Below are 12,234 nucleotides of genomic sequence, written 5' to 3'. Positions count from 1 at the left end.
TAAATTATACAAATTACCTATCGGTAGATAATTCATGGATTTCATGCAAGGCCGAGGCCATGCCGAAGAGCCCCGCGCAACAGCCGGGATGGAACAGGACCACAGGTGCCGGTTCGCCCTTACGCGCCGGCTTTTCCCCGGCCAGCAGCCCACCCAGCTCATGATCGATCGGGAAAACGCCGGGCACCCTGCGGACCTCGATCATCTGCCGGGCCTGAAGGGCATCATCGGCGATCACCAGCAACTCGCGCGCACCTCGCCATGGCCGCAGCATGTCGACCGAGGAAAGCAGGGCATCGGGCTTCAGCCATCCGGTATCCAGAAAAGGCTCGACACCGAAGGATTCCGAGATCGAGGAAACGACGATGTCGCCGCCGCGCACCGCTTCCTGCGGATCATCGCAGATGACCGTCGCAATGCCCCGCGCGGCGGCATAGTCAGCCAGCGCCTGCGACGAACTGCGCGAGCGCGAATGCGAAAAGATCCGCTTCAGCGGAAACATCGCTGTCAGCGCATCGAGATGAAGCCTTGCCTGCAATCCCGCACCGATGAAGGAAACAGCCTCCACGGTCTCCGGCGCGAATTTCTGCGCGGCGATCAGGGTCATCACCACCGGCAGCACGCTGCTCATCATGTTGCCGTGGATGGCCAGCAGAGGCATCGCATCGCTGGACCGGAACAGCACCTGCGCCGAGCGATAGGTGGAGCGTGCGCCTTTGACCGGCTCGCGGTCCAGACCGACCAGATTGTGAAAGAAGGCGCGGTCCTGTTGTTGCCACAAGCCATGCGTGCCGATGGCATAGGCCCCGGAACCGGCCAACTGCATCCGCTTCGGTTCGACCAGCATTTCACCCAGCGCATGGGCGGCCAGCGCACGGGACACCGGCCCCGCCAGATCGATTGCCCGCACGCCAAGCGCGGCAATCGCCGCATCGTCCATCACAAGCATGTTCAAACCTCCCTCTGCGGTCCCCTGCAGTGGCCGCGCGGCCCTCGGGCCTATTTCATGTAGCGGTCGTAGACGCGGTAAAGACGGATGGCCGCGCCCAGCAGCGCCGGCCGCCTCTGCCATGCCGGCATGGAGGGCAGCGGAAGCCGGAACACGGTATCGGCGTCCGCCGCGCCCAGAATCTGACGCGCAATCTTGTGGCCGAGATAGCTCGACATGGTGATGCCGGTGCCGCAGCAGCCGATCATCCAGTGAATCCGGTCGCTGTTGCCCGTATGGGGGATGAGATCCGCCGTGATGGCAAAGCGCCCGGACCAGAAGAAGTCCATGGCGAGGCCCCGCGTTTGCGGAAACCGTCGTTCAAAGGCTTCCATGATGCGTCGTGCCTTTTCGGCGGTGCTGCCTTCCTGAAATCCGGCGCGGGCGCTGTAGACCAGTCTGGTTCCACAGGGCGACAGCGCCATGTAGTTCAGCACCTTGCGCGTATCGCCGAAGATCTCCGCCCCGCGGATCACCTTTTCCAGACGATCGGGCGGCAGCTTCTCAGTAACCACGCAGAAGGCCGGCACCGCCGCGACCGATCTTGCCAGTTGCGCCGACAGGGGCGTATCGGGCCCGGTCTCGGCATTCGTCGCCAGAACGACATGGGCAGCCGTCACCGTGCCCAGAGTTTCAAGCTCCACCTCGACACCTTCGGCAACCGGCTTCAGGCCGGTCATTCTGGTGTTCTGCAACAGCCTGGCCCCATGGGCCCGCGCCACCCGAGCAAGCCCGTACTGATAGGCGGCCGGATTGACGGTGGCCGAATCCGGAACCAGCATGCCGCCACGATAGACGTCGCTGCCGATGAAGCCGCGCAGTTCCTGTGCCGAAAGCAGCCGCGCTTCGGGAATGCGCGCCTTCATGGCCGGAAATTCCGATTGCAGGCGCCGCATCGACTTGTCGCTGTGAGCGGCCATGACGCGCGTACAGCGGCGAAGATCGCAGCCGATCGCATGGTCGGCGATGATGCGCTCGGTATGGGCGCGCGCCAGAACGGCTTCGCGATAGACGGCTTGCGCCGTCTCCTGCCCATAGCTGCCGGCAAGCTCATGCAGCCGCGCCTTCGGAACATTGGCAAGCGAGCCTGCTGCCCGCGAGGAAGCCCCGTCACCGATGCGGCGCGCCTCGACGACGAGCACATGCATCCCCTGCCGCGACAGTTCGAGCGCAGCGCTCAGGCCGCCATAACCGGCTCCCACCACCACGGCATCGAAGGCCTCGCCGGGAGAGACCGCATCGTTTTCGAGAGGATCGAAACCGGCGGACCAGAACAGGCGCTCGCGTTCAGCCATTGTCATAGCGCACCGCCTTTTCTCCTGGATGGAGCACGCGTTGCAGGAAGTCGCGGGTGCGCTCGTTCTGCGGCCGCCGGAGCAATTCGGATGGCGGGCCTTCCTCCAGAATTTCGCCGCGATCGAGGAACAGGACGCGGTTCGCCACCTCGGCCGCAAACCCCATCTCATGGGTCACCACCAGCATGGTCATGCCATCACGCGCCAGATCCTCCATGACCACCAGAACGTCGCCGACCGTTTCTGGGTCGAGTGCGCTGGTCGGCTCGTCGAACAGCATGGCCCTCGGCTTCATGGCCAGCGCGCGTGCGATGGCAATGCGCTGCTGCTGCCCGCCGGAAAGCTGGGAAGGGTAGCTGTCGGCCTTGTCTGCCAGTCCCACTTTGTGCAGCAGGGCCATGGCTTCTTCCTTTGCCGCCGCCTTCGGGCGCCTGCGCACCTGCACGGGACCTTCAATGATGTTGCCCAGCGCGGTCATGTGCGGGAACAGGTTGAAGCGCTGGAACACCATGCCGACCTCGGCCCGCACGGAACCGATCGTCTTCGATGTCGTGTCCACGGTCATGCCGTCGATGGAGATGGTGCCGGAATCGTGGCGTTCGAGCCCGTTCACGCAGCGCAGCATGGTCGATTTCCCCGAGCCCGACGGCCCGATCAGGCAAACCACCTCGCCGCGCGCCACGGTGAAGGACATGGACTTCAGGACCTTCAGCGCCCCGAAGCATTTTGAAACCTCTTTGACTTCGATCATCCGGTTTCGCCCCTCACTTCGCTGCAAATCGACGTTCCAGCCATGCGTTCAGCGCTGTCAGCGGCAAGCTCATGACCAGATAGATGAAGGCGACCAGCGTGAAGACCGTCATGTTCTTGAAGGTCGATGAAGCGATGAGCTGGCCGGCGCGGGTGATCTCCGAAACCGTGATAGTGGAGGCAAGCGACGAGTCCTTCAGCATCATGATGGTGATGTTGCCATAGGGCGGCAGCACGATACGCACCGCCTGCGGCAGGATGATGCGGCGCATGAGCTGCGCCTTGCCCATGCCGATGCTCATCGCCGCCTCATACTGGCCCTTGTCCACTGCAAGGATGGCGGCCCGGAAATTCTCGGCGTGATAGGCGCTGTAGGCGACACCGAGGCCGATCACGCTGGCCGTGAAGGCGCTGAGATCGATGCCGATCTCGGGCAGCACGAAATAGATGTACATCAGCTGCACGATGATCGGGATGCCGCGCAGACCGGTGATGATGGTCACCGCCGGTATATAGAGGACGGGCAGGCTCGACATGCGCATCAGCGCCAGCGCCAGTCCCAGCACCGATGACAGAGCAAGCGACAGGAAAGCCACCTGAATGGTGACATAGGCGCCCTGCATGAGGATCGGCATGAACTGCCATGCATCTTCAAAAAACTGTGTCATCCCCTGCCCCTTTCGCCAAGCGAATCCCAAAGCTGTTCCTGCCGGACCTCATCCTTCAGCCTGAATTTCTGCGGCTTGCCGGTGGGTGTCTTGGGCACGGCATCGATGACGGTGAGATAGCGGGGCACCATGAACTTCGGCAGCAGCGCCGCGATGCGCGCATGCAGTTCCTCCATGGCCAGATGCTGCCCCGGGCGGAAGACCACGCAGGCAAGCACCTCCTGCTCGGTGAGTTCGGAAGGCACGGCGACAACGGCCGATTCCAGAACTTCGGGAATGGCGTTGATGGCGTTCTCGACCTCTACCGAGGAGATATTCTCCCCGCGGCGGCGGATGGAATCCTTCAGCCGGTCGACGAAATAGTAGTAGCCGTCGGCGTCGCGCCGAAAGAGATCGCCGCTGTGGAGCCACAGATTGCGCCAGGCCGCCTGCGTTTCGGCCGGCCTGTTCCAGTAGCCGACCATCACGATCCAAGGCAGTTTCGGCCGCACCACGAGTTCGCCGACCTCGCCGACCGGCACCTCCTCGTCCAGTTCATCCACCAGCCGCACGTCATAGCGGTCCGTCCGTACCATGCCGCATGTCGAGGCGTTGGGTGGAGACAAGCCGGTGCCGATGACGCCATTGACCTCGGTGGAGGCATAGGAGGTACATACCTGCACCCCGAACTTGTCGCAGAACTGCACATATTCAGGGATGAGCGGCGACATCAGCACCTTCTTCAGCGATGTCCGCTTTTCGCCGGGAGTGGTGCGGAACAGCATGCTGCCCATGGCGCCGAGCATGAAGGTGGTGGTCACGCCAAACCGCTCCACGTCCGACCAGAAATCAGTGATGCTGAATTTCGGCTTCAGAACCGCCGTCGCCTCGCGAATGAGGCAGTTGTAGATGACCGCCCACTGGCCGGCGATGTGGAACAGCGGCAGGGGCGCGTAGTAGACGTCGCCCGGGCCGAGCTGGAGCGAATTGCCGCCCGCCGCATACTGATAGGCGTGCGCATGCGTCACCATCACCCCTTTCGAGGCGCCGGTGGTGCCCGACGTGTACATGATCGAGGCGACGCTGTTGTAGGCCGGGGCGGCTTCGTCCTTCAGCGGCGATCTGTCCGCCTCCTGAAGCAAGGATGCGTAGTCGATCAGCTGAGCATTGCCGGATGGCTCAGAAGCTTCCTTGCCAACCACGATCAGCGTGTCCAGCTTCGAGCCGGCCGCGCCGAGCGCTTCGGTCACGGCGTGGCGAAAGCTTTCATGGACGATGATGCGGGTGGCCCCGGAATCGCGCACCAGATGCTCCAGCATCGCGCCGAAATAGGCCGTGTTCACCGGCACCTGAATGGCCCGCAGCTTCGCCAGCGCCAGCCAGCAATCGATGAATTCGATGCAGTTCGGCAGCATCACCAGAACCGTATCGCCCGCCGAGACGCCAAGGCCGGACAGGCCGCGCGCCAGCACCGACGAGCGCCTGTCCATGTCGGCGACCGAAAACCGGCTTTCTTCCGTGACGATCCAGACGCGCTGCGGGTCTTTCGACAACTGGTCGCGCAGGACATGAACCACATTGCATTCCGAGCCGTAATAATCGGCCATTCTGAAAAACCCCGAAGAGAAAAATCTGATGCAGGCCGCGTCAGGCGCGGCAGGCGACGAGCGGAAGATCAGCCGTTGACCTGAGCCCCGGCGCGGCGGCGGCGAGCGGCCCGATGCTGTTGACCATGCGCGCCGAACTGCTGGTCATCGAGCCGGCGCCGGTCAGCACATCGCCGCTGATCTCGACCCGCATGCTGGAATTGCCGCTGAGTTCCGTCACCATTCCCGGCTCTTCTTCCGGGCCGGACGGATCAAGATAGCCGTCGACCCCCAGCGTGAGCCGGCGCTCCTCTTCGCAGATCAGCGTGACGCGGTGGCTGAAGCCGCCGACGGTTCCGGCCGCCACCCGCACATGGCGGCCCTGCCGGTCGCGTGTGGAGATGATGGGGCGCTTGTCCTCATGCTGGTCGGTCACCGCCCAGCGAAGCTCGCGGGCAACGAACCAGGCAGACTGCCACAGCGCCTTGAACAAGGTGATCTGTCCGGCCTGATTTGCCTGATCGAACGCCTGCTGGGTGAGCCCGAAGCCGTAGCGCTTCATCACGTCCGGGCCCCAGACGCTGTAGTCGGCCCGGCGCCTGAAATCGATCGAGCGCACCTGCGCGCAGCAGCCCGTCAGCATCAGCGGAACGATATCGCTGAAAAAGCCGGGAATGGCGCCAACGCCCAGAACCCGGATGCCGGCGGCACCGGCAAGAGCCCCGATTTCGGCATGAAGCTGCGGCTGCAGCTTTTCGGTGTCGACAATGCCGTTGATGGTGATCAGATTGGCGCCGGCGGAAGCTGCCGCCCGGACCACGTCGACCATATTGCCGGCATCGAACGTGGTTGCCTGAAGAATGACGTCGGGCTTCGTCTGAGAAAGACACGCCACCAGATCGGTAGCCAGTACCGGCGGTGCGGCTTGCGCGAAATCAAATTCGCCGAGATCGATGGCGTCGATCACGTCCTGCGTATCGACAATGCCCACGACCTGATGGCGCTTGTGGAGGAGCTGGCGCACATTCTCGCGCCCCACCGCCCCGAATCCAAGCTGCAGAACTCTCATGATCAACCTCTTGCGCTGTCACATTCCATAGGGGGAGCACGGTGCCGGAACTGCCTGCCTGCACCTGCCGCGGTGCGCCCGGATCAGTTGACGGGCCTCGTGAGAAAAGCCCTCATGCCAACTCCGGCCACGTGCGGGTGCCGCCAGACGCGCGCGTCCGGCGGCTGGAGGTGCTAGCGCAAGCCCCACTTGGTCTGCAGCTCCTCAAGCTTGCCGCTTTCCTTGATCTTCGCGATCCCGGCATTCAGCTTTTCGAGGAGTTCCGAATTGCCCTTCTTCACGGCCAGCGCGACCTGCCCGACATAGAAGGGCTCATAGGTCGGGACGAGCTTGATGGTCGCTGCATCGTTCTTGCTCAGCCGGTGTCGCATGATCGGTTCATCCGCAAAGCCGGCTGCGATGCGCCCCAGCTCCACGTCGCGCATGATGTCGGCAATGGCGGTATAGGTCTTGATTTCGGTGAAGCCGCCGAGCTTTTCCAGATAGTCGTAGAATGCCGTTCCACCCTGGACGCCGATGGTCTTGCCGGCGAAATCGGCCGCCTTCGTGTAAGGCGTATCATCATCCTTTTTCACGATGACGGCATCGGTGTAGGGAAAGATGGGGTCGGAGAAATCGACGATCTCGGCGCGCACCGGCGTGATGGTCACGGCGGCCGACATGATATCGATCTTGCCCCCCTGAAGGGAAGGTATCAGCGCCTCGAACGGCACCGGCTGAATGTCGACCTTGATGCCCTGATCTTCAGCGATCGCATTCATCATGTCGACCATCATGCCGTCGATCTTGTTGGTGCTGACATCGAGGAAGGTAAAGGGATTTCCGGTTGTGGTGGAACCGACCTTGTAAACAGGCTCTGCAGCCGATGCACAGACATGCAAAAGCGAAGCCAGGATCGCACCAATGAAGGCTTTTTTGGCAAACACGTCCATTCTCCCATGTTGTTTTTGTGACTGTTCAGGACGTGCGACGGCTGTCCGGCTCGCCGGAAGATCCCGCACGCTTCCCCTTGCCGCTTTGGACGGCTTTTTATCATGACCGGCGAAGCGCATCGCGCTTCAGGCGATCAGCTTCCTGCTGATGCCGGGTGCAGGCAACATCGCCCGCAACGATGTCGGGGCCTCCCTCCCGACCAGCCATCTCTCTGCCCGATGCAGCAAGTTAACTTACCAAATGGTTGGTGAAAAGCGGTTTCCTGTCAACCAGATTCTTCACATATTTGGCGAAATAATGCGATATTGGCCTAAAATTATGATTCCTCGGCGAAATCCTTCTTGTTGTTAAATTACCATATGGTAGCTTAATGCAAGCAGCAATTGCTGCGACACCAGGATCACATCGCCTATGCGCAGCAAGCAGATTTTCCATGAGAATTTCATATCCCGCCCCTATTGGTGGGACGCGGCACCACCTGTGAAGCGCAACGTCCCGCCGCCGGAAACGACGGATATCGCCGTGGTGGGCGGAGGCTATGCGGGCCTTTCGGCCGCCCTGCAGCTGGCAGGCGGCGGCACGCGGGTCGCTGTTCTGGAAGCCGGAGATTTCGGCACCGGCGCCTCCAGCCGCAATGCGGGACTTGTAAGCGGCGGCAACTATCTGGGCAAAGGGCTGAAAGGCCTTTCCGAGGCAGAGGCGGCGGCCCTGATGGGCGAGGCCTCCCGGGCGCTCGACCTCGTCGAGGAGATCATCGCCGCAGAGCGCATCGAATGCCACTATGAGCGCACCGGCCGCGTCGTCGCGGCAGCGGTGCCGGCCCACTATACGGCGCTTGCCGGCACGCTCGACCGGCTGAACCGCTTCGCCGGTTCGCAGGCCTCCATGCTGCCGCGGGAAAAACAGCGCTCGGAAATCGCAACCGAAGCCTATAGCGGCGGCATGATCGTCAACCGTACCGGCAAGCTGCACCCGGCGCTTTATCTGCATGGCTTGCTGCGCGCGGCGGAAGCGGCCGGCGCCAGCCTGCATTCGGATGTCACGGTTCAGACCATCGAAGGCAGCCGCGGCCATTTCGAGCTCTCCACGAGCCGCGGCAAGATCAGGGCGCGCGAGGTTATTATCGCCACAAACGGCTATACGGGCACGCTGACGCCGTGGCTGCGCCGGCGCGTCATTCCCGTGGCAAGCTACATGATCGCCACCGAGGCCCTTCCGCCCGATCTGGCGGCTTCGCTGCTGCCCAATGGCCGGACCCTGACGGACTCGCGGCGGGTGTTGCGGTTCGCGCGCATGTCGCCGGATGGCAGCCGGATGCTGTTCGGAGGCCGCGCCAGATTTACGCCGCAGGCACCGCAAGAAGCAGCGCCCGTCCTGTACCGCTTCATGAGCGAGGTCTTTCCCCAGCTCAAAGACTTCCGCGTCTCCCATGCCTGGTGCGGAAACGTCGCCTTCACCTTCGACTTCCTCCCCCATGCGGGGGAGCAGGACGGGCTCCACTATTGCCTTGGCTGCAATGGCAGCGGCGTGGCGATGATGACCATGCTCGGGCGCAAGGTCGCCGAGCGCATACTCGGCGCCACAAGCGCAGGTGCCTTCGAACGCCCCTCTTTCCCGACCCGACCGCTCTACCGAGGCGATCCGCGCCTGTTCCTGCCGCTGGTCGGCGGCGTCTACAAGCTCGGGGACTGGCTGGACCGGAAGCAGGCCCGCTGAAATCGGCAAGCCGCGCCCGAACGGGCGCAGACTGGCTGGATAGAGGACACTGGCTGTCTGCGAGTGTCCCTGCACCATCCTGCTATTGCGCCTCCCGCGCAGCTCTCGAATAGACGAAGGCGGCGGCGGGGTCGAAACGGATCACCGCCGGCCCCGGCCGGGCCGCTTCGAAGCCCTGCCCGGCAGGAAGCTTGCAGATCATGCTGTGGGGGCCGACCCGCAAGGTGACGCGCTGGTGATCACCCATGAACACCGCATCGCTGATGTCCACTCTGAGGCGGTTTTCATCGGCATGGGCAGCCGCGCCGTTGTTGTCTGCGGCAATCCGCAGCGCCTCCGGGCGCACCGTCAGCACGGCTTCATCGCCGGGGGCGATGCTGCAGCGCGCATTGCCGCGCACGGTCTGGCCGTCATCCAGCTGCGCCTGAGCCACGCCCTCGCTGAGCTGCGAAATGCGCACGTCGAGAGAATTGGTTTCGCCGATGAAGGTGGCGACAAAATGCGAGGCGGGGTCATTGTAGAGCGCTTCGGGATCCGCCACCTGCAACAGCCGGCCGGAATTGAACACCGCGACGCGATCCGACATCGACAGCGCCTCACCCTGATCATGGGTGACATAGACCATGGTGACGCCCAGCTCGCGCTGCAGGCGCTTGATCTCGAACTGCATGTGATGGCGCAGGTTCTTGTCCAGCGCCGCCAGCGGCTCGTCCATCAGCACCAGCCTCGGATCGAACACCAGCGCCCGTGCCAGAGCCACGCGCTGCTGCTGGCCACCGGAAAGCTGAGCCGGGTAACGTTCCGCATATTGCTCAAGCCGCACCAGTTGCAGCGCATTGCGCACACGCCCGGCAATGTCGGCCGAGGCGCATTTTCGCGCCTTCAGCGGAAAGGCCACATTCTGCGCCACGGTGAGATGCGGAAACAGGGCATAGTTCTGGAAGACGACCCCAAAATTACGGCGGTTGGCCGGCACGCTTTCGATCGACCTGCCCTGATACAGGATCGAGCCGCCACTTGGCTTGTCGAAGCCCGCCAGCAACATAAGCGCCGTGGTCTTGCCGGATCCCGAAGGGCCGAGCAGCGTCAGGAACTCGCCATTGCCGATTTCGAGGTCGATCCCGCTCAGTGCGGTAAAGGCACCATATCGCTTGGCCACATCGCGGAATTCGACAAGTGGCGTGGCCGCAGCAACCATCAGTCCTCCAGACAAACATTGAAAAGCACAACCACCCGCAACGACGGGCGCGGATCCTGTTTCCGGCTCCGGATTTTGCGCAGCGCGGATACTTGCATCTCGCATAAAGCTGCTATACGGTCAAGCCATTATCAAAATATGGGACATAATCCCAAAATACAGGACAATGAAAAATGGGTGCAGGTCTTTCGCTCAAAACCTCCGCTGCTCTTTATGAGCAGGCAAAATCCGTCCTGCCCGGCGGTTCGACGCGCGCCACCCTGTTCCGCAAGCCTCACCCGTTTTATGTCAGCCATGGCGAAGGGGCTTACATCTGGGATGCCGACGGCAACCGCTATCTGGATCTGGCCAACAACTTCATGTCGCTGATCCACGGCCATGCGAATCCCCGCATCATCGAAGCGGTTTCGGCGCAGCTGGCGCGCGGCACATGCTTCTCGATGTCGACCGAGTCCGAGATTGCGATGAGCGCGGCCCTGCAGGAGCGCGCGCCCAGCTTCGAGCGCATCTGCTTTGCCAACACCGGCACCGAGGCGGTGCTGTTCGCCCTGAAGGCGGCGCGCGCCTATACCGGCCGCACGCTCGTGGCCAAAGTGGAGGGCTGCTATCACGGCCTGTCCGATTTTGCCGAGGTCAGCGTCGCGCCGGAACCCGACGCCTGGGGCGAAACGGCACCCGCCTCGGTTCCCTACAGCATCGGCGCCCCGCAGGCGGTTCTGGACAATGTGGTGGTGCTGCCCTTCAACGATCTGGAAAAGGCCCTGTCGGTCCTCAACGAAGTCGGTGACCGGCTCGCCTGCGTTCTCGTCGACCCGGTGCCGAGCCGTGCCGGCCTGGCGCCGGCTCAGGCCGACTATCTGCAGGGGCTGCGCGATTTCTGCACCCGCTCCGGAGCCTTGCTGATCTTCGATCAGGTGATGTCCTTCCGCCTCGCCTATGGCGGTGTCGAGGAATATTTCGGCATCACACCCGACCTTTCGTGCCTCGGCAAGATCATCGGCGGCGGCTTCCCTATCGGCGCGCTTGCCGGACGCGTCGATGTGATGGACGTCTTCAATCCCGAAAGCGGCCGCCCGAAGGTGTTCTTTGGCGGCACGTTTGCCGCCAATCCGATCAGCATGACGGCGGGTCTGGTCGCGCTTGATCTCTATGGACGGCAGGAAGTCGCCCACACCAATGCGCTTGGCGACAGGCTTCGCGACGAGATGAACGAGTGGATGCGCGCCAGCGGCATCGAGGCCTGCGTGACCGGCGCCGGTTCGCTGTTCAAGTTCCATCTGGGGCGCAGCGAAGTCCGCGACTACCGGTCGGCCTGGGTGGACGTGGCGCAACGCAAGGTCACCGCAGATTTCGTCGATGCACTGGCCACGCGCGGCTTCCACATCATTCCTTCCGGGCTCGGCTGCCTGTCCACGGCCGTCACGCCGGAAGACATCGATGCGATGATCGAAGCCAGCAAGGAAGCGCTCAGGTCAATGCACTGAAACCGGATTGTCCACGCCGCACACAAGGAGGCCCGTTGGAAAAGCGATCCGCCACTTTCCATGCCCCGCCAGAGGCCTGCGATCCGGCGGAGTCGTTGCCGAGGCGCGGAGGCATGGGTTTTTGCCACCGCCTGCGGGTCCGCTTTTCGGAAGTGGATGCCCAGAAGGTCGTCTTCTTCGGCAACTATTTCACTTATTTCGATGTCGCGCTGACCGAATTCAGCCGGGCGCACGGCATCCGGTCCCTGCTCCCGCAGGACCATGAGTTTCACGTCGTGCATGCCAGCACGGATTATGTCCGGCCGATCCGGTATGATGAGGAGATCGACGTCGCCATCCAGCCGGAGCGCGTTGGAACGTCTTCCATCACCTTCCGGGCGGTCATTTCCGGCAGCAGCCGGCAGGACGTGAGAGCCCGGGGTCTGATCGTCTGGGTTCTGACCGATCAGTCTTCCGGGCGCGGGGCGCCCTTGCCTCAGCCCATAAGGCAGGCGCTGCCCGCTTCCCATCCCGCCCCTGAGCAGAGCACCGAGGGAGCAGGGCGGGATGTCCGCACTTGAAAGATAAC

Annotated in this window: 11 protein-coding genes; 3 read left to right on the top strand and 8 right to left on the bottom strand. The window is 63.0% G+C overall.

The genetic code is table 11. The features are described from left to right. Positions 1-13 precede the first annotated feature (13 nt). The 7 genes from MIC97_RS11540 to MIC97_RS11510 form a co-directional block, all read right to left on the bottom strand. On the bottom strand, positions 14-949 hold the full coding sequence (locus MIC97_RS11540; protein WP_239800137.1) for a hypothetical protein: 936 nt from the start codon (positions 947-949) through the stop codon (positions 14-16). Between the two features lie 50 nt (positions 950-999). Beyond that, a complete protein-coding gene (locus MIC97_RS11535) occupies positions 1,000-2,289 on the bottom strand; it encodes an FAD-binding oxidoreductase (protein WP_239800136.1) in 1,290 nt (429 codons plus the stop codon). Next, positions 2,276-3,034: an amino acid ABC transporter ATP-binding protein gene (locus MIC97_RS11530; RefSeq protein ID WP_239800135.1), complete on the bottom strand. Its 759-nt coding sequence runs from the start codon at positions 3,032-3,034 to the stop codon at positions 2,276-2,278. Before MIC97_RS11530 ends, MIC97_RS11535 begins: the two co-directional genes overlap by 14 nt. 13 nt (positions 3,035-3,047) lie before the next feature. Further along, positions 3,048-3,701, bottom strand: a complete 654-nt coding sequence (locus MIC97_RS11525) for an amino acid ABC transporter permease (RefSeq protein ID WP_239800134.1) — start codon at positions 3,699-3,701, stop codon at positions 3,048-3,050. Further along, a complete protein-coding gene (locus MIC97_RS11520) occupies positions 3,698-5,287 on the bottom strand; it encodes an AMP-binding protein (protein WP_239800133.1) in 1,590 nt (529 codons plus the stop codon). The genes MIC97_RS11525 and MIC97_RS11520 overlap by 4 nt, the downstream gene beginning before the upstream one ends. Positions 5,288-5,327: 40 nt before the next feature. After that, positions 5,328-6,335: a hypothetical protein gene (locus MIC97_RS11515; protein WP_239800132.1), complete on the bottom strand. Its 1,008-nt coding sequence runs from the start codon at positions 6,333-6,335 to the stop codon at positions 5,328-5,330. A 173-nt stretch (positions 6,336-6,508) separates the two neighbouring features. After that, entirely contained in the window at positions 6,509-7,261 is a 753-nt protein-coding gene (locus MIC97_RS11510) for an ABC transporter substrate-binding protein (RefSeq protein ID WP_239800131.1), read from the bottom strand. A gap of 418 nt (positions 7,262-7,679) precedes the next feature. On the opposite strand from MIC97_RS11510, the gene MIC97_RS11505 reads away from it, so the two are divergent. Next, on the top strand, positions 7,680-8,984 hold the full coding sequence (locus MIC97_RS11505; RefSeq protein ID WP_239800130.1) for an FAD-dependent oxidoreductase: 1,305 nt from the start codon (positions 7,680-7,682) through the stop codon (positions 8,982-8,984). 82 nt (positions 8,985-9,066) lie between these two features. On the opposite strand, the gene MIC97_RS11500 is transcribed toward MIC97_RS11505, so the two are convergent. Further along, positions 9,067-10,182: an ABC transporter ATP-binding protein gene (locus MIC97_RS11500; protein WP_239800129.1), complete on the bottom strand. Its 1,116-nt coding sequence runs from the start codon at positions 10,180-10,182 to the stop codon at positions 9,067-9,069. A gap of 173 nt (positions 10,183-10,355) precedes the next feature. Between MIC97_RS11500 and MIC97_RS11495 the strand changes: the two genes are divergently transcribed. Beyond that, positions 10,356-11,666 carry an aspartate aminotransferase family protein gene (locus MIC97_RS11495; protein ID WP_239800128.1) on the top strand — a complete coding sequence of 437 codons (1,311 nt, stop codon included), beginning with the start codon at positions 10,356-10,358 and terminating at the stop codon, positions 11,664-11,666. Positions 11,667-11,779: 113 nt separating this feature from the next. Next, positions 11,780-12,226, top strand: a complete 447-nt coding sequence (locus tag MIC97_RS11490) for a thioesterase family protein (RefSeq protein ID WP_239800127.1) — start codon at positions 11,780-11,782, stop codon at positions 12,224-12,226. Positions 12,227-12,234: the final 8 nt, after the last annotated feature.

It is taken from the genome of Aquamicrobium sp. NLF2-7 (assembly GCF_022359935.1).
Classification (GTDB): Bacteria; Pseudomonadota; Alphaproteobacteria; order Rhizobiales; family Rhizobiaceae; genus Mesorhizobium; species Mesorhizobium lusatiense.
Note: the sequence above shows the minus strand (reverse complement) of the source record. Positions and strands in the feature narration are given on the sequence as shown.

Coding starts and splice junctions, on each gene's coding strand:
- MIC97_RS11495 (WP_239800128.1), top strand. CDS start 10,356: ATGGGTGCAGGTCTTTCGCTCAAAACCTCCGCTGCTCTTTATGAGCAG.
- MIC97_RS11540 (WP_239800137.1), bottom strand. CDS start 949: ATGCTTGTGATGGACGATGCGGCGATTGCCGCGCTTGGCGTGCGGGCA.
- MIC97_RS11530 (WP_239800135.1), bottom strand. CDS start 3,034: ATGATCGAAGTCAAAGAGGTTTCAAAATGCTTCGGGGCGCTGAAGGTC.
- MIC97_RS11500 (WP_239800129.1), bottom strand. CDS start 10,182: ATGGTTGCTGCGGCCACGCCACTTGTCGAATTCCGCGATGTGGCCAAG.
- MIC97_RS11520 (WP_239800133.1), bottom strand. CDS start 5,287: ATGGCCGATTATTACGGCTCGGAATGCAATGTGGTTCATGTCCTGCGC.
- MIC97_RS11505 (WP_239800130.1), top strand. CDS start 7,680: ATGCGCAGCAAGCAGATTTTCCATGAGAATTTCATATCCCGCCCCTAT.
- MIC97_RS11525 (WP_239800134.1), bottom strand. CDS start 3,701: ATGACACAGTTTTTTGAAGATGCATGGCAGTTCATGCCGATCCTCATG.
- MIC97_RS11515 (WP_239800132.1), bottom strand. CDS start 6,335: ATGAGAGTTCTGCAGCTTGGATTCGGGGCGGTGGGGCGCGAGAATGTG.
- MIC97_RS11490 (WP_239800127.1), top strand. CDS start 11,780: ATGGGTTTTTGCCACCGCCTGCGGGTCCGCTTTTCGGAAGTGGATGCC.
- MIC97_RS11535 (WP_239800136.1), bottom strand. CDS start 2,289: ATGACAATGGCTGAACGCGAGCGCCTGTTCTGGTCCGCCGGTTTCGAT.